At 68.9% G+C, this 19,090-nt stretch carries 21 protein-coding genes; 13 read left to right on the top strand and 8 right to left on the bottom strand.

The genetic code is table 11. The features are described from left to right. Together D9T14_RS10390 and D9T14_RS10385 are read right to left on the bottom strand one after the other, a co-directional pair. Positions 1-706, bottom strand: a 706-nt coding sequence (locus D9T14_RS10390; protein ID WP_220668345.1) for a hypothetical protein, incomplete at its 3' end; no start/stop codon positions are given. A gap of 211 nt (positions 707-917) precedes the next feature. Further along, positions 918-2,141, bottom strand: a complete 1,224-nt coding sequence (locus tag D9T14_RS10385) for an acetyl-CoA hydrolase/transferase family protein (protein WP_119162450.1) — start codon at positions 2,139-2,141, stop codon at positions 918-920. Positions 2,142-2,445: 304 nt separating this feature from the next. On the opposite strand from D9T14_RS10385, the gene D9T14_RS13685 reads away from it, so the two are divergent. After that, positions 2,446-2,589, top strand: coding sequence for a hypothetical protein (locus tag D9T14_RS13685; protein ID WP_170175609.1), 144 nt, complete (start codon positions 2,446-2,448; stop codon positions 2,587-2,589). 30 nt (positions 2,590-2,619) lie between these two features. On the opposite strand, the gene cysE is transcribed toward D9T14_RS13685, so the two are convergent. Beyond that, positions 2,620-3,411 (bottom strand): serine O-acetyltransferase, encoded by a 792-nt coding sequence (gene cysE / locus D9T14_RS10380; protein WP_119162446.1) that lies wholly within the window; start codon positions 3,409-3,411, stop codon positions 2,620-2,622. Between the two features lie 227 nt (positions 3,412-3,638). Between cysE and D9T14_RS10375 the strand changes: the two genes are divergently transcribed. From D9T14_RS10375 to D9T14_RS10360, 4 genes are all read left to right on the top strand, one after another. Further along, a complete protein-coding gene (locus D9T14_RS10375) occupies positions 3,639-4,679 on the top strand; it encodes an ABC transporter permease (protein WP_197720611.1) in 1,041 nt (346 codons plus the stop codon). Continuing rightward, entirely contained in the window at positions 4,676-5,398 is a 723-nt protein-coding gene (locus D9T14_RS10370) for an ABC transporter ATP-binding protein (protein WP_119162444.1), read from the top strand. The genes D9T14_RS10375 and D9T14_RS10370 overlap by 4 nt, the downstream gene beginning before the upstream one ends. Before the next feature lie 165 nt (positions 5,399-5,563). After that, positions 5,564-6,160 (top strand): SGNH/GDSL hydrolase family protein, encoded by a 597-nt coding sequence (locus tag D9T14_RS10365; protein ID WP_119162443.1) that lies wholly within the window; start codon positions 5,564-5,566, stop codon positions 6,158-6,160. Positions 6,161-6,227: 67 nt separating this feature from the next. Next, positions 6,228-6,608 (top strand): hypothetical protein, encoded by a 381-nt coding sequence (locus D9T14_RS10360; RefSeq protein ID WP_119162442.1) that lies wholly within the window; start codon positions 6,228-6,230, stop codon positions 6,606-6,608. A 35-nt stretch (positions 6,609-6,643) separates the two neighbouring features. On the opposite strand, the gene D9T14_RS10355 is transcribed toward D9T14_RS10360, so the two are convergent. Beyond that, positions 6,644-6,931, bottom strand: a complete 288-nt coding sequence (locus D9T14_RS10355) for an NAD(P)H-dependent oxidoreductase (RefSeq protein WP_119162441.1) — start codon at positions 6,929-6,931, stop codon at positions 6,644-6,646. After that, a complete protein-coding gene (dnaB, locus tag D9T14_RS10350; RefSeq protein ID WP_119162449.1) occupies positions 6,928-8,268 on the bottom strand; it encodes a replicative DNA helicase in 1,341 nt (446 codons plus the stop codon). The genes D9T14_RS10355 and dnaB overlap by 4 nt, the downstream gene beginning before the upstream one ends. A 679-nt stretch (positions 8,269-8,947) precedes the next feature. Between dnaB and D9T14_RS10345 the strand changes: the two genes are divergently transcribed. The 8 genes from D9T14_RS10345 (at position 8,948) to D9T14_RS10310 (ending at position 16,547) form a co-directional block, all read left to right on the top strand. Next, a complete protein-coding gene (locus D9T14_RS10345) occupies positions 8,948-9,304 on the top strand; it encodes a metal-sensitive transcriptional regulator (protein ID WP_119162440.1) in 357 nt (118 codons plus the stop codon). Positions 9,305-9,382: 78 nt separating this feature from the next. Continuing rightward, positions 9,383-9,595: a heavy-metal-associated domain-containing protein gene (locus D9T14_RS10340; RefSeq protein WP_119162439.1), complete on the top strand. Its 213-nt coding sequence runs from the start codon at positions 9,383-9,385 to the stop codon at positions 9,593-9,595. Positions 9,596-9,731: 136 nt separating this feature from the next. Next, positions 9,732-11,999 (top strand): heavy metal translocating P-type ATPase, encoded by a 2,268-nt coding sequence (locus tag D9T14_RS10335; protein ID WP_119162438.1) that lies wholly within the window; start codon positions 9,732-9,734, stop codon positions 11,997-11,999. A gap of 126 nt (positions 12,000-12,125) precedes the next feature. Then, complete coding sequence (locus D9T14_RS10330) at positions 12,126-12,812, top strand: response regulator transcription factor (protein WP_119162437.1); 687 nt, start codon at positions 12,126-12,128, stop codon at positions 12,810-12,812. 138 nt (positions 12,813-12,950) lie between these two features. Continuing rightward, on the top strand, positions 12,951-13,853 hold the full coding sequence (locus D9T14_RS10325; RefSeq protein WP_119162436.1) for an ABC transporter ATP-binding protein: 903 nt from the start codon (positions 12,951-12,953) through the stop codon (positions 13,851-13,853). 1 nt (position 13,854) lies between these two features. Then, complete coding sequence (locus tag D9T14_RS10320) at positions 13,855-14,682, top strand: ABC transporter permease subunit (RefSeq protein ID WP_119162435.1); 828 nt, start codon at positions 13,855-13,857, stop codon at positions 14,680-14,682. Between the two features lie 12 nt (positions 14,683-14,694). Beyond that, a complete protein-coding gene (locus D9T14_RS10315; protein ID WP_119162434.1) occupies positions 14,695-15,597 on the top strand; it encodes a sensor histidine kinase in 903 nt (300 codons plus the stop codon). After that, positions 15,594-16,547 carry a hypothetical protein gene (locus tag D9T14_RS10310; RefSeq protein WP_126464128.1) on the top strand — a complete coding sequence of 318 codons (954 nt, stop codon included), beginning with the start codon at positions 15,594-15,596 and terminating at the stop codon, positions 16,545-16,547. The genes D9T14_RS10315 and D9T14_RS10310 overlap by 4 nt, the downstream gene beginning before the upstream one ends. Positions 16,548-16,909: 362 nt before the next feature. On the opposite strand, the gene D9T14_RS10305 is transcribed toward D9T14_RS10310, so the two are convergent. The 3 genes from D9T14_RS10305 to D9T14_RS10300 all read right to left on the bottom strand — a co-directional run bounded on the left by D9T14_RS10305 (position 16,910) and on the right by D9T14_RS10300 (position 18,999). Next, positions 16,910-17,284, bottom strand: a complete 375-nt coding sequence (locus tag D9T14_RS10305; RefSeq protein ID WP_119162432.1) for an FKBP-type peptidyl-prolyl cis-trans isomerase — start codon at positions 17,282-17,284, stop codon at positions 16,910-16,912. 44 nt (positions 17,285-17,328) lie between these two features. Beyond that, a complete protein-coding gene (locus D9T14_RS13680) occupies positions 17,329-17,472 on the bottom strand; it encodes a hypothetical protein (RefSeq protein ID WP_170175608.1) in 144 nt (47 codons plus the stop codon). A 147-nt stretch (positions 17,473-17,619) separates the two neighbouring features. Continuing rightward, positions 17,620-18,999: an Rv0361 family membrane protein gene (locus tag D9T14_RS10300; RefSeq protein WP_126464127.1), complete on the bottom strand. Its 1,380-nt coding sequence runs from the start codon at positions 18,997-18,999 to the stop codon at positions 17,620-17,622. Positions 19,000-19,090 lie beyond the last annotated feature (91 nt).

Genomic DNA, 19,090 nt, shown 5'->3' with positions numbered 1-19,090 from the left:
CCTCAAACGCCGCAGCGACGGTGTTGACCCAGTTGACCTCGTTGGTGTTGTTCGTCTCGAACGAGGCCAACGCGGTCGTGATCCCAGAGGTGTTGATCTTGCACCAAGAGCACCGCTCCGCGAAATCGGTGATCGCCCCCTCCAGGGTGCCCTTCTGTGTCACCACAGTGTCGTTCGCACCCGACACGTTCGACGAGTACGTGCGCAGGTCATCAGGACGCGCCGACGACACCCCACCGGCGGCACCCGGAGCCGGCTCGGCCCACGGGGTCGTCACCGGATCATGAGGCTCCGGCATAGGGACATGCTCCGCGCCCACAGGCGGCTTGTCCGTCCCTACCCGATCATCCCACCAGCTCTTGATAGCCCATTCTTTTTCCTGCCGGTCGGCCCACTCCTTCGCCTTCCGGCGCCGCTCCCGCTCGGCCGCCGCGGCCTGCTTCAGTGCCTCCACCTCGGCAGCCAGATCATCCAGCGCCGAAGCAATACTCGTGCAATCCGTCGACGCGGCCTTCGCATTCGACTCGAACACATCCGCGTAATGACCCCGAAACTCCGTCAACGCGGTCGTAGCCCACCCCGACCGCGAGGCCCCCTGATCCTTCAACGTGCCCGACAACACCGTCGCAGCAGACTTCACCCCATCAGCTGTCGCATCATCAAACGGCACCGGCTCGTCATAGGCACCAAGATCGCCCGAACTCATCAGAACACCTCACAGCAGCCGCAAAGGGGATGCACGGCCACCGGACAAGAACGCTAAACCCCACCACCTGCACCCGTCACCCCCACCACCAGAACCCACCACCCCAACCCAGGGCACAACCAGGGACAACCCCCAAGGGCACGACAGGGTGAGAAGGACAACCCGAACCTGCTCACCGACCAGAAAACCCGCCGGGTCACAAGCCAGCGGTTCAGACCACAAGCCCCATCGCCCGGCCGGCCTCACGCAGCTCGTCCCGGGCGTTCGGGTGAGCGGCCTGCTCGATGATCTGCCGGGCCTGCTCGTGCTCGTCGTTGCCGAAGATCTGGGCTATGCCGTTCTCGGTGGCGATCGCGCTCATCTGCAGCGAGGTGACCGGCGAGGTGATCTTCGGCACGACCGTCGACACGTTCGCCTTCGGATGCCAGCTGTGCAGGGCGATGATCGCCTCGCCGCCGTCCGAGTGCATGGCGCCGACGAGGAAGTCCGTCGAGCCGCCGGTGCCCGAGTAGATGAGATCGCCGCGGCGGGTCGCGTTCGTCTGCGCGAACAGGTCGACCTGCATCGCCGTGTTGACGCTGACGACCCTGGGGAAGCCTGCGATGACCGCCGGGTCGTTCGTCACCTCGCAGCGCCGCAGCTGAACCCGCGGGTTGTCGTCGGCCCAGTCGTAGAACTCCTGGGTGCCCAGCATGAAGGTGCCGGTGAGCGGGACGCCGGGATCGAGGGCCCCCGCGCGGTCGAGCAGCATGGCGCCGTCGCTGACCAGTTCGCTCCAGAACCGCAGGCCGCGGCGCTGGTGCAGGCAGCCGAGTACCGCGTCGGGCACCGCGCCGATGCCCGCCTGGATGCTCGAACCGTCCTCGACGCGGTTCGCTATGAGCTCGCCGAGCCGCAGCGAGGCGTCGTCCGGGACGGGCTCGGGGATCGTGATCATCGGGTGGTCGATCTCGACGCCGTAATCGATGTCGTCCACGTCGAGGACGCCGTCGCCGTGGACGAACGGCATCTGCGGGTTCACCTGCGCGACGACGATGCCGCCGCGTGCCCGGGCCGCCTCGATGGCGCCGGACATCACCTGCACCTCGATGCCCATGGAGACCTTGCCGTCGCGCGGGGGCGTGGTGTGCAGGACGACCACGTCGGGCGGGCAGGTGGTGCGGAACAGTCGCGTCGACAGGGACAGCCGCATCGGGAAGTAACGGGTACGGCCCGACGCGCGCATGGCGGGGCCGAGGAAGATTGTCTCGTGGGTGATGCCCTCGCGCGAGGGGATGCCCGCCGGGGCGTTGACGCAGAAGAGGGACCAGTGTTCGAGCCGGGTGTCGAAGAGGTTCAGGAGCTCGAGGGGGGTGGAGAAGCTACCGGGGGCGACAAGTCGTGGTTCGTCGGGAAGGCCTGCGGTCACGGTGCCGAGGTCCTCGGGGCGGATCATTCGCATGGCGTTCAGCGTACCGATGAGCGTGCCGCGGCAGGCCCGGCCCACACGGTGAGACGACGGCTCCGGGGCAGCAGCCAGGTGCCGTGCACGGACGCCTGATCGCGCCGCGAGCGCCACAACCCGCTCAACCCGCCCGGTCCGCAGCGCTGCGTTAGCCCTGCGGGGTGCGAGCGGCAGTCAGAAGGATTTGCTGATTGACGATCCCATTGCGTTAGCCTTGCGTGGCGCGGGAGGAGCACCAGGATGCGCCCGCCAGCTGCGCCAGAATCGATGGCGCCCGGTGTGACAAGGGGAGACGATGGCAAGGAATCAGGTCAGGAGACAGCGCGGCACTAGAGCCTTCCGTGGCGAGGGGCTGCCCGCCCTGCTCATCCTGGCCATCGCCAGCGTTCTGTCCGCTGCCGTGCGCGGCTCGAACCGGGGACGCCGAGACCATTCCTGACAAGGAGGCACGCAGCGGCCCTGGCTCTGGCTAGCCCGCAGCCGCCTGCCCGCCGGTCCTTCCGGTGTTCGACGGGGGGTCCTCGACCGGGGTGTTCGTGACCCTGGCGGGCACGCCGACGACCGTCGCATTGGCCGGCACGTCCTTGAGCACCACGGAGCCGGCGCCCACCTGGGCGCCGTCGCCGACCCGGATGTTCCCGAGCACCTTCGCGCCGGCGCCGATCGTCACGCCGCGCCCGATCTTCGGGTGGCGGTCGCCGCCGATCTTCCCGGTGCCGCCGAGCGTCACCTCGTGGAGCATCGAGAAGTCGTCCTCGACCACCGCCGTCTCGCCGATGACGACGCTCGTCGCGTGGTCGAACATGATGCCCTTGCCGATGCGCGCCCCGGGGTGGATGTCGACGGCGAAGACCTCCGAGATGCGGCTCTGCAGGTACAGCGCCAGCACCGTGCGGCCGGCCACCCAGTAGTGGTGGGCGACCCGGTAGGACTGCAGCGCGTGGAAGCCCTTGAAGAACAGCAGCGGCGTCGAGTAGCTGCGGCAGGCCGGGTCGCGGCGCAGCACGGCGCGCAGATCCTCGCGGATCGCCACGCCGATGCCTGGCTCGGCGATGAGGGCGTCGTCGATGAGCCGGCGCAGGCTCATGCTGGACAGCGTCTCGCTGCCCAGCTTGGAGGCGAGGATGAAGCTGATCGAGTCCTCGAGGCGGTCGTGATCCAGGATCGAGGCGTGCAGGAAGCTCGCGAGCAACTGTTCCTCGGCGGCGTCACGCCGCGCCTCTGAACGGATCAGCTCCCACAGGGGATCCTTGGCAGTCATGGGCCCAATCCTATGGGCGGGGTCCGCATGGTGCCCGGCACGCGAGACGGGCGGTCGGCCCGGGGCGGGCGGAGCCGCTTCGATGCGGCGATCCGGGTTGCTATTCTCGACGCCAGCCCCCGAACGGCAGTGGTCATCATCGAGTTCGGAGTCATGTGTTCCTCGCACTACGCGAAATACGTCATCAGCCATCCAAGTTCGCTCTCGCCATCGTTGTCGTCGGCCTCGTGGCCTATCTCACGTTCTTCCTGGACGGATTGGCGAACGGCCTGGCCAGCAGCTTCCGCGCCGGGATCGAGCACCGCAGCACCGAGGCCGTCGTCATCACCCGGGACGCCAACGAGCAGGTCAACGCCTCGTTCCTGAGTCAGGGCCAGATCGATGCCGGGACTGGTGCGCTGGCCGCCCAGGGCGTGGAGGAGCTGGCCCTCGTCGCGGGCACCGCCCGCCCCGTCGCGGGCGCGGCCTCGAACGATGCGCGCTCCGATCTGTACGTCTTCGGCCTCGACCTCGACGGCTTCGCCCGACCCCAGGTCGTCGAGGGCCGCGGCGTCGTCGATACTGCTGGCGAGGTCGTCGTCGACGACTCGCTGAAACGCGACGGCTGGGGGCTGGGCACCGTCTTCCAGCTGGTCGGCTCGGAGCACCGGTGGACGGTCGTCGGGTTCACCCACGACGACACCTATCAGACCGCGCCGATGGTCTTCGTCGACCGTCAGGCCCTGTTCGCCAACGCCCCCAGCACGACGGTCCCCGCGGTCAATGCGTTGCTCGTCCACCACGCCGCCTCCGACGAGCAGATCGTCTCCGAGCAGACTCGGCAGAGCCTCGATGCGGCGGGCCTGCAGGTGCTGAGCACCCAGGAGTTCATCAACACGCTGAGCGGCTACAGCGCGCAGGCCGCCACCTTCACCCTCATGGTGGCCGCCCTCATCATCATCGCGGCCCTCGTGCTGGCGATCTTCCTGTACGTCCTGAACCTGCAGAAGAAACCCATCTTCGGTGTCATGAAGGCCCGCGGTGTGCCGACGAGTTACCTCGTGAGATCGGGCGCCGTCCAGGCCGTCGTCCTGTCGCTGGCGGGGGTCCTGGCCGGTTTCGCGCTCACCATGGCGACCTCGCTCGTCCTGCCGGAACAGATTCCCTTCCGCGCCATGCCCGGCCAGTACGCGGCGATCCTGGCGGCCTTCGTGCTCTGCTCGGTGATCGGTGGGCTCATCGCGGTTCGTTTCGTGTCCAGTATCGACCCCGCGGAGGCGATCGCATGAGCAGCACGACGGACAGGGCACGGCGCGCGGCCCTAGACGGCGAGGACGGTACGCCCGTGCTCGAACTGTCCGGGGTGAGCAAGCAGTACCGCCAGGGCGACGAGACGATCGACGCCCTGTGCGAGACCGACCTGAGTATCCGGCCCGGCGAATTCGTCGGTGTCCTGGGGCCGTCCGGCTCGGGGAAGTCGACCCTGCTGACCATCATGGGCGGGCTGCGCACCCCGAGCACGGGACGGATCCATCTCGCGGGCCGGGAGATCACCGGCCTGCCCGAGAAGGAGCGGGCGCGGCTGCGTCACCGCGAGATGGGCTTCGTCCTGCAGAACGCCGGACTGGTGCCCTATCTGAGGGTCACCGACCAGCTGATCCTGCACGACAAGGTCGAGCACGCCGCCTCGGACGATTCCCGGCGGCTCGGGCTGCTGGAGGCCCTGGGCATCGCCGACTACCGGGACAAGTACCCCGAGGAGCTGTCCGGTGGCGAGCGGCAGAGGGTGGCGATCGCGGCGGCCCTCTACCACGACCCGGCGGTCGTGTTGGCCGACGAGCCGACGGCCGCGCTCGACTCGGGCCGGGCGACGGCCGTGGCCCGGCTGCTCGCCGAGCAGACCCACGAGCGGGGCAAGGCCGCGGTCATGGTGACCCACGACGAACGACTGCTGCCGGTGTGCGACCGGGTGCTGCGCATGAGTGACGGGGTGCTGAGCCCCTGCTGACCGCCGCCGTACGGCCCGCGCGATTCCCCGCGGCCAGGGAGCGGCCCTTCAGCCTGCCCGGTCGCCCCGCGGGAGCTTCCCCGTCCGGCCCGCCGGGCGTTAGTCTCACGGGTGTGCCCCGGGTGCACTGATGAGCCGGGAGACGTCCGCGGAAGGCAGGGTGAGATGGCCGCCACAGGAGTCCTGAGCGGGTTCAGGTGCATCGTGATCGTCGGCGACTCGATCGCCTACGGGCGGGCGGACGCATCCGGCGGCTGGGCCCACCGGCTGGCCGAGCACCACATCGCCCGCGACGAGCAGAACAACCGCGTCTTCAACCTCTCGTGGCCCGGCGCGACGCTGCACGCCCTGGCCCAGGACACCGTGGACGAGGCCCTGTCGCGCCGGCCCGACGCCGTCCTCCTGGCCGCCGGGATCAACGACCTGGCCGGCGTGGACGGGGCCAAGGCCAGCCCGCTCGACGTGCTGACCCTCATGGACCTGACCGCCGACGCCATCGCACGACGCGGGGCGGGAGTCGTCGTCATGGGGCCGTGCTGGTTCGACGAGAAGGCCAACGGCTCCGGGATGGGTCTGGACGTCACCCTCAGTGCGGCGGGCATGCTGCGCCGGGCGCTGTCGCAGTGGGCGCCGGACAACGGCCACGGCTTCATCGACCCGTGGCCGGCGCTCGAAGGGCGCGCCGATCTGCTCGTCGACGGCATCCACCCCGGCCCCGCCGGCCACGAGCTGCTGTGGCGGGCGGTCCGCGACGTCTACTGAGCCCCGTGCCTGGCACGACGGCACGATTCCCGGCACGACCGGCAGAAACAGGACAAGGAGCACGAGAATGACCATCGGCACCCCGAACAGCGCGAGCACCCTTCGTCTCGTCTGGCCGCAGTGGCAGGGCGCCGGCGCGGCGACTGTCGCCGAGCTGCTGCCCGGCGTCGAGATCGACCGGGCCCGCCGGGCGTACTCGGTCGGCACGAGGGTGTTGCAGGCGGTACTGCCCGAGCACGCCGGGCCGACCCGGGTCGTCCCCGTCGACTCCGACGAGGTCGTCCTCCGTCTCGGGAAGGCGCCCGGCGGGCTGACCGGCACCCAGGTGCGCCGGGTCATCGACGACCTGTCCGGCGCCGCCGACGTCGTCGGCCTGACCGTCGCCGAGTTCATCCCGCGCAGCGTCCTCCGGCTCCAGACGATCCTCGCCGGTCTGCCCCTGCTCTGAGACGCAGACGGGAGGTGCGGCGATCGGCCGGATGCTCACTCGTCGAGCCGGTCGTCGGCGTACTCGCGGGCGCGGGCGGCGAGATCGGCCTCGCTGATCGTCATGGCCCCTGCGGTGACGAATGACATGACGAACCGCGTTCCGATCAGATTGCTGGTGGCCTGGAAGGGGCGCAGCAGGTCGGTGACCTGGTACCGGAAACCGCCCTCGCGCGTGTAGTTGGTGCCGAGGGCGCCGGGCGACACGGCGAGGAGCAGCTCCTTGCCGTGCAGGGCGGTGCCGGTCGAGCCGTAGGTGAGGACGTGCTGCGGTGGTGCGCTCACCGCTGCATGTCGACGAACCGCGAGTAGTGGCCCTGGAAGGCCGTGGTGACCGTGGCCGTCGGACCGTTACGGTGCTTGGCGACGATGAAATCGGCCTCACCTGCCCGGGGGCTGTCGCGGTCGTAGGCGTCCTCGCGGTGCAGGAGGATGACGACGTCGGCGTCCTGCTCCAGCGAGCCCGACTCGCGCAGATCGGACAGCATAGGCCTCTTGTCGTTGCGCTGCTCGGGCCCGCGGTTGAGCTGGCAGAGCGCGATCACGGGGATCTGGAGTTCCTTGGCGAGCAGCTTGATCTGGCGGCTGAACTCGGAGACCTCGAGCTGACGGCTCTCGACCTTGCGTCCCGAGCTCATCAGCTGGAGGTAGTCGATGATCACCAGGCGCAGGTCGTTGCGCTGGCGCAGACGCCGCGCCTTGGAGCGGATCTCCATCATCGTCAGGTTCGGCGAGTCGTCGATGAACAGGGGCGCCTCCTGCACATGCCCCGTCTTGCGGACGATCTGCTGCCAGTCGTCCTCGCTCATCTTGCCGTTGCGGATGTGGTTGAGCGGCACGCCCGCCTCGGCCGACAGCAGGCGCATGACCAGCTCGGTCTTGCCCATCTCGAGGCTGAAGTAGACCGTGGTCAGGCCGTTCTTCACCGCGGCCGAGCGCGCCAGGTCGAGCGCGAGCGTGGACTTGCCGACCGCCGGCCTGGCCGCGACGATGACCATCTGGCCCGCGTGCAGGCCATTGGTGAGCTCGTCGAGCTCGGCGAATCCCGTGGGCACCCCCGACATGGCGTCGTCGTGCGACTGGATGGCCTCCATCTCGTCGATCGTCGGCTCAAGCAGGTCCTTCAGCGACTGGTAGTCGTCGGACGTGTTGATGTCCGAGACCTCGTAGATCGCCTGCTGGGCGGCGTCGACGATGTCGGGCACGTCGCCCGCGCCCTGGTAGCCGAGCTGGGAGATCTTCATGCTGGCCTCGACCAGACGGCGCAGTGTCGCCTTGTCGTGGACGATCTGTGCGTAATGACCGGCATTCGCGGCGATCGAGACCGACTGCATGAGGTCGATGAGGTAGACCCGGCCACCCACCCGCTCGAGCTCGCCCGTCTTCTCCAGCTGGGCCGCGACCGTCACGGCGTCGGCCGGCTCGCCGTGGCCGTAGAGCTCGATGATGGCGTTGAAGATCGCCTCGTGGTTGGGGCGGTAGAAGTCGTCGGCGCGCAATTCCTCGGTGACGTCGGCGATGGCGTCCTTGGACAGCAGCATGGCGCCCAGCACCGATTTCTCGGCTTCGACGTCCTGTGGGGGGACACGGTCAAGGGCCTCGACCGGGGGCTCCTCGCTCATGATGGACGTGATGGTCATCGCCCTTGCCTCCCATCTGTTCCGTGCACCCCGCCGGGGGCTCCTCCGGTGGCACTCAGCACGCTAGCGGCGACCACTGACACGCAAGTCGTCTCCGTCGTGCTGGCGGCAGGCGGGGGAACCATCGGTTCCGGCAGCCCGGCGATCAGCTCGCGGCCCCTCACGCTAGCGCCGCGGGCACGGCGCGTTCAACGTTGGGGGAACCAAGGGAAGCAGAGTTATCCACAGGGGTTGTGGACAATGTTCGGATACGTGTGGAACTCCGTGGCGTGTCGCGTGGACGACTTGTGCACAGACCTGTGCGCTCACAGGTTCTCCGCTCAGAAAACCAACTTGACAAGCAAAGATAAGGGTTCGCTGTGAGCAATTCTGTGAGCATGGGGCTGGCTGGCCCTGATGTGTGATTCATGGACGCATGCGGTATGCCCCCACTGCACACCGGTGTTATCCACGACCCAGGTGGCACGCTGTGGATAATGATGCACCGTCGGACGGGCACTCCGGTCGGATGACCCCTAAGGGTTTTCATGCTCGCCCACTAGGGGGAATGAATGATTGATGATTGACGATTTGAGTACGTGCGATGGGATCGCCCCGTCCCTTCCTGGATACCCCTGTGGGGTATTTGAAAATACCCCACAGGGGTATTACTGTTCTGGCTATGAGTGAGCTGAGGACCGCCAGTGAGGACGCCCGCGCCACGTCCGACTGCTGCCAGGACCCGCAGTGCGAACACCACTACGGGTACCTGGCCGCCAAGGACAACTACCTCAAGCGGTTGCGCCGTATCGAGGGTCAGGTGCGGGGCCTGCAGAGGATGATCGAGGACGAGAAGTACTGCATCGACATCCTCACCCAGATCTCGGCCACCACGAAGGCCCTCCAGTCAGTCGCCCTGGGGCTGCTCGACGAGCACATGAGCACCTGCGTCGTCCGTGCGGCGCGGGCCGGCGGCGACGAGGCCGAGGTCAAGCTGGCCGAGGCGCACGACGCCATCGCCCGGCTCGTCCGTTCCTGACGGCCCGGCACCCACTGGTACGTCAGTGGCCGGACCACGGGGTCAGATGACCACACACCACTCAAAGAAAGGCACACCATGACCACCGCCCACTACACCGTCACCGGCATGACCTGCGAGCACTGCGTCAACCACGTCACAGAGGAGGTCTCGGCCATCGATGGCGTCACCGACGTCAAGGTCACCCTGGACGACGGCTCCATGGTCGTCACCAGCGACACCCCGATCGACTTCGCCACGATCACCGAGGCCGTCAGCGAGGCCGGTGACTACCAGGTCGCCACCGCCTGACGCGCCCCGGGGTTCGCCGCTGCGACCGCCGCGTCCTCGTGCACCGGCGGCCGCGGCAGCACGCCAGGGCTCCGCAGACCCGTCCCATCCTCACGACACGACCGAGCACCCGCGACCGGGTGCGGGAGGCACCGACATGACCGACACCGCGCGCGCCGAGCCGGGCGCCGGCAACCCCGCGTCCCAGGAGTTCTCGAGCATCGACCTCGACGTGCAGGGCATGACCTGCGCCTCCTGCGCCGCGCGCATCCAGAAGAAGCTCAACAAGGTCGACGGTGTCCAGGCCGCGGTGAACTACGCGACGGCCAAGGCGCACGTCCTGGCCCCTCACGGCACCGACGCCGATTCGCTCATCGAGGTCGTCCGGGCCGCCGGCTACGACGCCAGCCTGCCGGATCCCGGCGAGGACGCCGAGGCCAGGGCCCGGGAACACGCCGAGCGGATCAGGCGCCGCCTCGTCCTGTCGGCCTGCATCGCCGTGCCGGTCATGCTCGTGTCGATGATCACGCCCCTGCAGTTCCCCGGCTGGCAGTGGGTGGTCTTCGCGCTCACCACCCCCGTGCTGTTCTGGGGAGGCTGGGGCTTCCACCGCTCCGCATGGGTCAACCTCAGGCACGGCGCCTTCACGATGGACACGCTCATCTCCGTCGGCACCCTGGCCGCCTATCTCTGGAGCGCCTACTGTCTCGTCTTCGGCAATGCCGGGACGATCGGCATGAAGCATCCCTTCAGCCTCCACCTCATGCGCGCCGACGCCCTCGACGCCGTCTACTTCGAGGCGGCCTGCGGCACCATCACCTTCATCCTCCTGGGCCGCTGGATCGAGGCCCGCTCCAAGTCCGAGGCCGGCTCGGCGCTGCGCGAGCTGCTCATGATGGGCGCCAGACACGTCCACGTCCTCGACGACGACGGCACCGAGACCACCAGGCCGATCGAGGCCCTGCGGGTGGGCCAGCGCTTCGTCGTCCGCCCCGGCGAGAAGGTCGCCTCGGACGGTGACGTCGTCGAGGGCAACTCGGCCATCGACGCCCATGTCATCACCGGCGAGTCCGTGCCGGTCGAGGTCGGTCCCGGCGACCATGTCGTCGGCGCCACCCTCAACACCAATGGCCGACTCGTCGTGCAGGCCACGGCCGTGGGCGCCGACACCCAGCTGTCCCAGATCGCCCACCTCGTCGAGCAGGCCCAGACCGGCAAGTCCAACGCCCAGCGCCTTGCCGACCGGATCGCCGCCGTGTTCGTGCCGGTCGTCATCGGTCTCGCCCTGATCACCCTGCTGGCCTGGCTTCTCGCCGGGGCGGGCGTCAGCTTCGCCGTCACCGCCGGCGTCTCGGTGCTCATCATCAGCTGCCCCTGCGCCCTCGGCCTGGCCACCCCGACGGCCCTGCTCGCCGGAACCGGCCGCGGCGCCCAGCTCGGTGTCCTCATCCGGGGACCCGAGGCCCTGGAACGGGCCAGGGCCATCGACACGGTCGTCATGGACAAGACCGGCACCCTCACCAAGGGCGAGATGAGCGTCCAGCGGATCGTGCCGGCCGGCGGCGAGGACGACAGCGCCGTGCTCGCCAATGCCGCCGCCCTCGAGGCCGGCTCGGAGCATCCGATCGCCGAGGCCATCGTCGCCAGGGCGGCCGAGCGGGGGGCCGTGCCGCAGGCCGAGGACTTCCGCACCATCCCGGGCCGCGGCGTGCAGGCCGTCCTCGACGGTACGGCGGCCTTCGCCGGCAGCAGCGCCCTCATGGCCGACCAGGCCATGGCGATCCCCGCCCCGCTCGCCGAGGCGGCCGACAGCGCCTCGGCCCGGGGGGCGACGGTCGTCTTCGTCGCCTGGGCCGGTGCCGTCCGCGGCGTCATCGCCGTCTCTGACGAGATCGCCGCCAACTCTGCGCGAGCCGTCGAGCGCTTCCACGCACTGGGCCTGCGGACGGTCATGCTGACCGGCGACAACGAGCGGGCCGCCGGCCACGTGGCCGCGCAGGTCGGCATCGACGAGGTGCACGCCCAGGTGCTGCCCGAGCAGAAGCTGTCCGTCGTCAACGGTCTGCGCGGGAAGGGCCATCGGGTCGCCATGATCGGGGACGGCGTCAACGATGCGGCCGCCCTGGCCGCCGCCGAACTCGGCATCGCCATGGGCACCGGCACCGATGCGGCCATCGCGGCCAGCGATCTGACGCTCATGCGCCACGACCTCATGCTCGCCGTCGACGCCATCGCCCTGTCACGCGCCACGCTGCGCACCATCCGCGGCAATCTGTTCTGGGCCTTCTTCTACAACGTCTGCGCCATCCCGATCGCCGTGGCCGGCCTGCTCAACCCCATGATCGCCGGGGCCGCCATGGCGTTCAGCTCGGTCTTCGTCGTGACGAACAGCCTGCGGCTGCGCGGCTTCCAGCCGAATCGCTGAGCAGCCTCGCCGGCGGGGCGGGTCGGGGAGGCGAGCAGGAATGAGCAGCGCGGTCGATGAGCAGCCCCCGGCGATGGGTCGGGCCATGACGGTGCCATATCCGTTCGCCACTGGCACAATGGCGCCGTGAGCCCCGAACCCGTGGTGCTGATCGTCGAGGACGACAGGCAGGCCGGCCAGCTGCTCGGCGACATCTTCGCCGAGCAGGGCTGGCGCGTCGTGCCCGCCCGCACCGGCCCCGACGGCATCCGCCTCGCCCATTCCGAGCGCCCCGACCTGGTGCTGCTCGACCTCATGCTGCCCTTCAAGAGCGGCGACGAGGTCCTGGCCGCCATCCGCGCCGAGTCGCAGGTGCCGGTCATCGTCATCTCGGCCCGCGAGACCACCCGCACCAAGATCGACCTGCTCCACATGGGCGCCGACGACTACGTCACGAAGCCCTTCGACGTCGACGAGGTCGTCGCCCGCGCCGAGGCCGCGCTGCGCCGCGCCGGCAGCGCCGGTGCGGTCGGGGTCGTCCACGAGGCCGCCGGCCTGCTGCTCGACGAGACGGAGCGGCGGGCCAGCGCGGACGGCCACGAGCTCGCCCTCACGAGCACCGAGTTCGGCCTGCTCACCGCCCTCATGCGTGCCCCGCGCATGGTCTTGTCCAAGCCGCAGTTGTACGCCGAGGTCTGGGGCGCTGCGGCGGGATACGACGAGCGCACCGTCAACACGCACATGTCGAATCTGCGCCGCAAGATCCGCGAGGCCAGCGGAAGCGACCCGATCCGCACCGTCTGGGGCATCGGCTACACGCTGCGGCCGGCGTGATTGCCCGAGCCCTGTTTCTTCGAGCCCTGTTTCTTGAGGAAGTCTTGACCGTCTGCTTCACATTTTCTTGAGATCTGCCCGCGAGGATCGTCCTGTCGAACAGATAGCGGGGGCGCATCCCCGGGGCAGGAGTGGACGATGGAGACCGTCATCCGCACGCAGGGCCTGACCAAGGCATACGGGCGGCTCAGGGCTCTCGACGAGGTGTCGATCGAGGTGCAACCTGGGCAGATCTACGGCCTGGTCGGGCAGAACGGGGCCGGCAAGACGACACTCATCCGGTTGCTCACCGGGCTGGCAAGGCCAACGAGCGGCAGCATCGAACTGTTCGGCCGCTCGACGGGGCTGAACGAGCAGCGGCGCCGGATCGGCGCCCTCATCGACGCCCCGGCCCTCAGTCTCGACCTCACCGCACGCCAGAACCTGGAGGCCCTGCGCATCCAGCGCGGCCTGGCCGGCCGGCACTGGGTTGCCGAGGCACTCGAACTCGTCGGCCTCGCCGACACCGGGAAGAAGAAGGCACGTGCCTTCTCCCTCGGCATGCGCCAGCGGCTCGGGCTCGCCACCGCCTTCCTCGGCAATCCCGAACTGCTCATCCTCGACGAACCCGTCAACGGCCTCGACCCGACCTGGATGGTCACGATCCGCCGCGAGCTCGTCCGCCGGGCCCGCGAGGAGGGCACGACGGTCCTCATCTCCTCGCACCTGCTCGCCGAACTCGACCTGTTCGCCAGCTGGTACGGCTTCATCCACCACGGCAGGCTGGCCCAGCAGATCAGCGCCGAGCAGCTGCACGAGCGGTGCGAGCAGAGCCTGCGCATCCGCGTCGACGACCCGGCCCGGGCGGTCACCATCCTGGAGGAGTCCCTCGGCATCAGGCGCTACACCGCCACCGACGACGAGATCGTCCTGACCGAGCGGCTGGACGAGGCCGCCGCCATCAATGCCCGGCTCGTGGGGGCCGGCATCGCCGTCAGCGCCCTGGAGGCCCGCTCGATGAGCCTCGAGGACTACTTCACCGAGATCGTGAAAGGGGCCTGAGATGTTCGTCAACATCATGCGCGCCGACTTCTACCGCTTCATCCGCTCACGCTTCGCCAAGACGATCATCCCGGCGTTCGCGCTCGTCATCGGCGTGTTCAGCCTCTTCGTCTGGGGTGAGGGCAGTTTCTCCTTCGGCGGTGTGATCGGTGAGAAGGACGGCGTGGCGCTCATCGACGGCTTCCGCGGTTTCGCCTTCGCCGACCCCGACAACCCGCAGTTCTGGGAACTGGTCTACTCGGCGTCGTGCTTCGGGATCGTCGCCCTGTTCGCCATGGTGATCACGATGACGACGATCACCACTGCCGATGACCGCTCCGGCATCTCGAAGCTCGCCGTGGCGGCCGGTCAGCCGCAGGTGAAGCTGTTCTGCTCCAAGCTCGTTGTCGGTCTTCTCGTCACGGGCGTGCTGTGGTTCGTGCACAATGGCCTCACCATGGGGCTGACGCTCCTGGGCGAGCACCAGTCGCTCACCGGCGACCAGGTGCGCACCTGGCTCGGTTTCGTCGCGGTGCAGTTCTGCCTGTACACGGTGGTCATGCTCCTCGGCGCGCTGGTGGCCCTCCTCACGTCGAGTCGGGTCGTCTCGCTCGTCCTGATCCTCGTGCTCATCATGGGCGACCTGATCGCCATGTCGTTGGGCGGTGACGAGCCGGGCCGGGTCTTCGAGACCCTCACCTCGGTCAACCCGCTGCGCCACGTCAACCGGATCTCCCGGTACTGGGCCGAGCCCGAGCTGCTCACCCAGGCGTGGATCCTCGTCGCCGTCGCGATCCCGCTGCTCCTGGCCGCCTGCGTGGCGTGGCTGCGCCGCCGTGAGCTGAGCTGACAGGATGGGGCCATGACCGGGTGGATCGCGGCGGGCGTGATGGCGTTCGCCGCGATCCTGTTCGCGCGGCGTGCCCGACGGCTGCGAGGCCGGGTCGGCGAGCTGCGCGCCCAGGTCGCCGCCCGCAGGTCCTCGGGAGTCCAGGAGCCCCTGGTGGTGGACACCCGTGACGACGAACTGGAGGCCCTGGCCGCCGAGATCGACCTGGCCTGGCGGGACGGGCAGGAGCGCCTGGCGCAGGCCGAGCGGCGCGAGGGGCGGCTGCGCCGCGAGATCGCCAACATCTCGCACGACCTGAAGACCCCGATGATCGCCGTGAAGGGCTATCTGCAGCTGGTCGAACGGGACGGCCCCCAGGCCGTTCCTGGCCGGCTGGAGATCGTGCTGGCAAGGGTCGATGACCTGTCGAGGCTCGTCGACGACTTCTTCGAGCTGAGCGTCCTGGACTCGGCCGACCACACGCTGCGCATCGAGCGGGCAGATGCGACGGCCCTCGTCTCGCAGGTCCTCATCGGTTTCCAGACGCACTTCGCGGCCGGCGGCGTCGAACCGGTCGTCGCCCTGCCGTCCGTCGCGCTACCGGTGCGCGTCGACGTCACGGCGTTCACGAGGATCATCACCAACCTTGTCTCGAACGCTCTCGTGCACGGCGGCGGGCCACTGCGCGTCGCACTGTCCCGGGACGGCGACGTGGCCGTGCTCGCCGTGACGAACCAGACGACCGGGCTCACCGAGGCCGACGTCCAGCACCTGTTCGAACGCTCCTGGCGGGCCGATCCGGCCCGCGGCGGTCCGCATGCGGGTCTTGGCCTGTCGATCGTCGCCGAACTGGTGGACAGGATGAGCGGCACGGTGCATGCCGCCCTGGACGATGAGGACCTCGTCTTCACGGTGAGACTCCCACTGGCCGAGTGAGCCGGTGGCGCGCCGGGCCGGTGTTTGTGATGGGCCTGGCCCCATCACGCCGAAGGCAGGCCGGCGGCCCGGGTCTGGGCCTGCCGTGCGTCGGTCTGCGCGGAACCATCGGGGCGGTCGCGGGCCGTCCGGTGGTGACCGGTAGTCTCGGCGCAGTGCGGTTGCCCGCCGGGCACCTGACGAAGACCACCACTCCACGAGTCCCGCACGCGAAGGGCCTGACCATGAGCATGAGCCATGACAAGAAGATCACCTACCCGATCACGGGTGAGTGGTGGGGTGACCCGGACGCCGAACCGGTCCCCACGCCGGCTCCGGACGAGAACGGCGAGATCCACTACCAGCCGTATTCCGTGACGGTTCCGTGGGAGGAGGCCTGGCGGCTCAACAAGAGCGTGCTCCTGTCCGATGCGAGAGCGGTCGAGGCCGGCCGGGGCATCGGTGACTCGGACGAGAGCAACTGGCTGACCTATGGCGTCACCTTCGTCTGCCAGTTCGTGGGCGCATTGTCGTTGGCGTGCAGCATGCTCACCGATCTGGGGGCCCGGATGCGCGCCGCAGTCGACTCGGGCGAGCCCGTGCTCGTGCCGGACTGGCTCGCCGAGAAGGGCGCCGGCCTTGCCCCCGAGGACCTGCCCCAGCTCGTCGCGACGACGCTGGGTCAGCGCCTGGTCACCGAGTCCGAGCAGCAGGCCGAGGCCGCGGCCCGCGCCTACGGCATGCTCGTCGTCCGCGCCGCCATCGCCGGTGACCGCCACGAGTTCGACGAACTCGTCAACGAGCAGGCCGAACCCGAATGGCTCGTCCCCGGCCTGCAGGACGCCTGTATCACCATCGCCGTCTCGTGCGCCGGGATCGGCTGGGGCGCCGAACTCGCCCCATCGCGGGTCATCGAGATGACCGAGTACAGCTGGTCCGGGGAACAGGTTGCCGAGCTGCTGAGGCGGTGAGACGGGGCCGGTCGCCTTCACAGGAATCCCACTGATCCCACACAGTCATTCCTTGCGTCTGCGAGTCATTATCCTCTCCATGGATCCGGCGCAGGACCTCGGGTCAGGGCGCCGATTCACATGGGTGCGATTCCCCTCTGTGGATCGAGGGGGATCGGAACCCGCGCACTGCGCGGGGCGCCGCTCGCACGAGACGGGCTTGGGGGTTGCCTGGGTCTCGGGGCAGGAGCGGCGATGGTGGGCTCGGCGACGTCGGATGCGCCGAGCCCACCGCTGTGCCTCGGGTTCTCCTGCCGCCCGGTGTCTGCTCGTCCGCCGGATGGGTTCGGGCAGCCATGCCGGGTCGGGCGACTGCCCGGGGCTCAGTGAACGTTCACGAGATCACAGACGAAGACGAGCGTCTCGTTCGGCTTGATGACACCGCCGACCCCGCGCGTGCCGTAACCCATGTGCGCAGGAATGACGAGCTGACGACGGCCACCCACCTTCATGCCCTGGACGCCCCGGTCCCAGCCGGCGATGACCTGGCCTGCGCCGAGCTGGAAGGTCAGCGGCTCACCGCGACCGTAACTCGAGTCGAACTCCTCGCCCGTGCTCAGCGCGACGCCCACGTAGTGCACGTCGACGAGCGAGCCGGCGGTGGCCTCGGTGCCATCGCCTTCGGCGAGGTCCTCGATCATGAGGCTGGTGGGTGCAGCCGAGGGAAGGGCGACCTCGGGTTTCGTGGGATTCGTCATGGGCTCAGCCTAGACGTGGCGACCAAGCTCGTGCCGGGGCGGGCTCAGCTGGCCGTGACGATCACGTCCGCGTTCCTCGCGCTCTCCCGGATGAGACGGGCATTGGTCTCGTCGGGGCCGTTCGCCCAGGCCGCAGCCGCCTCCTGGGTCTTCCCGGTGGCGATGTGGCGGGCGGTCAGACGCCCCACCCGGGAAGTCCCTGAGCGAGGCGGCCAGCGTCGACTTGCCCGATCCGGGTTCCCCGACGACACCGAGGAGGTGCCTTGCGCCCCGGACCAGACCGGCTGCCCGCGCCGGGGCCTCCGCTGCTGTGATCGTCGCCGGGGCGGAGGCGGTCACTCCCACTTGACCTTCAGGTCCGGGTCGGTCACGTCGATGGACGGCGACCCGAAGTACCAGCCCGTTTCCACTCCGAAGAGGGTCTTGTGCACGGTGCACTCGCCGTGCTGACCGTCCTTGCGGCAGCCGACGGTGGTGTCGATGGTGCCGAGTTCGGCGTAGGACGCTGAGAGGATGGTCGCCCCCTTGAGGCCGAGCGTGGGGGACACCGACTGCAGCTTGGCGGCTTCGGTGGCGTTCTGGGAACGCTTGACGGTGCCCTCGTCGAGGGTTTCGCCGCTTTCCCAGGTGGCCGGGAGCGGTTCTCCGCAGCCGGAGTCGAGCCGGTTGGAGGCCAGGCACTCCTGGGCCGCGGCGATGACCTTCTCCCGGAACATCTGGGTACCGGCTTCGGAGACATCAAGGGTCGGGACGTCGAGGATGGGTTCTGTGGGGTCGTAGACCTCGATCTCGCCGTCCTTGATCATCAGGTACTCGTTGTCGGTGGTGATGGTGTAGTTGCCGGGGAAGACGTACGGGGAGTCGCTGTCGGGGGAGACCCCGTTGACTCGGACCTCAACATCGTCGAGCAGGCTCAGCGGCATGGTGGGGGGCGCGTCCACGAACGGGTTGCCGCTGGAGAAGGTGACCAAGAGCTTGGTCCGGGTGGTCGTGTCGTCGATGGTGTAGCTGACCGGGACCTGGTACTGGGTGTCGGAGCCGGTGACTTGCTGTGCGTCCTCGACGGCGACGTTGGTCATCGGGGCGCGCTCGTTGGAATCCTTGAGCACCTCGTTGGTGAGCAGGGACGTGTCGAGGAGTGAGCCGAGTAGGTAACTCCTGGCCTTGTCGGCATCACCTTGGGAGATGGCGGTGAGGTAGTCCTCGACGGTCTGCTTGGCCTTCTTCTCGTTCGAGCCGCCCAGGAGGGTGATGGCCAGTACGGTGCCGACGATGAGCGCCAGGATGATCGAAACGATGATGATGATCAGTTTCGCGGGCTTCGGTTTGGCCGAGGAGCCCATGGCTGCGGGCGCTCCGGGCTGCGCGGGGCCGGCACCTGGGTACGCATTGGCCTGGCCCGGGTACGCATTGGCCTGGCCCGGCCAGGGACCTTGCTGGGGCTGCTGCGCCGGGTTGGGCTGGGTGGGTCCCTGGGCGGCGAAGGCGGCTGGCTGCTGTGCTCCCGGCTGCCCGTAGCCCTGCTGCGGCTGAGGTTGATATCCCTGCTGAGCCTGCTGCCACGGCGTGTTCTGGGGTTGAGCGCCCTGGTTGCCCATCGGGCCCTGGTTCGGGACGCCCTGGCCGGGTTGCCAGCCATTGTTCGGCTGGGACGGCTGGTTGGCCCAGTTGTTCTGCCCGGCGCCACCAGCGCCCGGTTGCTGAGGTGTGCTCATAGGGGTTTGGTCCTCTCCGGTGGAGTAGGGCCATTCTAAGAGAACGCGCCGATCCGAACGCGCTGTCCACGATGGAATACCCTTGTTCTCA

This window comes from Propionibacterium australiense (assembly GCF_003666605.1).
Taxonomy (GTDB): Bacteria; Actinomycetota; Actinomycetes; order Propionibacteriales; family Propionibacteriaceae; genus Propionibacterium; species Propionibacterium australiense.
Note: the sequence above shows the minus strand (reverse complement) of the source record. Positions and strands in the feature narration are given on the sequence as shown.

Excerpts from the sequence above, each read along its gene's own strand:
- D9T14_RS10385 (WP_119162450.1), bottom strand. The coding sequence starts at position 2,141 with ATGATCCGCCCCGAGGACCTCGGCACCGTGACCGCAGGCCTTCCCGAC.
- D9T14_RS13685 (WP_170175609.1), top strand. The coding sequence starts at position 2,446 with ATGGCAAGGAATCAGGTCAGGAGACAGCGCGGCACTAGAGCCTTCCGT.
- cysE (WP_119162446.1), bottom strand. The coding sequence starts at position 3,411 with ATGACTGCCAAGGATCCCCTGTGGGAGCTGATCCGTTCAGAGGCGCGG.
- D9T14_RS10370 (WP_119162444.1), top strand. The coding sequence starts at position 4,676 with ATGAGCAGCACGACGGACAGGGCACGGCGCGCGGCCCTAGACGGCGAG.
- D9T14_RS10365 (WP_119162443.1), top strand. The coding sequence starts at position 5,564 with ATGGCCGCCACAGGAGTCCTGAGCGGGTTCAGGTGCATCGTGATCGTC.
- D9T14_RS10360 (WP_119162442.1), top strand. The coding sequence starts at position 6,228 with ATGACCATCGGCACCCCGAACAGCGCGAGCACCCTTCGTCTCGTCTGG.
- dnaB (WP_119162449.1), bottom strand. The coding sequence starts at position 8,268 with ATGAGCGAGGAGCCCCCGGTCGAGGCCCTTGACCGTGTCCCCCCACAG.
- D9T14_RS10345 (WP_119162440.1), top strand. The coding sequence starts at position 8,948 with ATGAGTGAGCTGAGGACCGCCAGTGAGGACGCCCGCGCCACGTCCGAC.
- D9T14_RS10340 (WP_119162439.1), top strand. The coding sequence starts at position 9,383 with ATGACCACCGCCCACTACACCGTCACCGGCATGACCTGCGAGCACTGC.
- D9T14_RS10335 (WP_119162438.1), top strand. The coding sequence starts at position 9,732 with ATGACCGACACCGCGCGCGCCGAGCCGGGCGCCGGCAACCCCGCGTCC.
- D9T14_RS10325 (WP_119162436.1), top strand. The coding sequence starts at position 12,951 with ATGGAGACCGTCATCCGCACGCAGGGCCTGACCAAGGCATACGGGCGG.
- D9T14_RS10320 (WP_119162435.1), top strand. The coding sequence starts at position 13,855 with ATGTTCGTCAACATCATGCGCGCCGACTTCTACCGCTTCATCCGCTCA.
- D9T14_RS10315 (WP_119162434.1), top strand. The coding sequence starts at position 14,695 with ATGACCGGGTGGATCGCGGCGGGCGTGATGGCGTTCGCCGCGATCCTG.
- D9T14_RS10305 (WP_119162432.1), bottom strand. The coding sequence starts at position 17,284 with ATGACGAATCCCACGAAACCCGAGGTCGCCCTTCCCTCGGCTGCACCC.
- D9T14_RS10300 (WP_126464127.1), bottom strand. The coding sequence starts at position 18,999 with ATGAGCACACCTCAGCAACCGGGCGCTGGTGGCGCCGGGCAGAACAAC.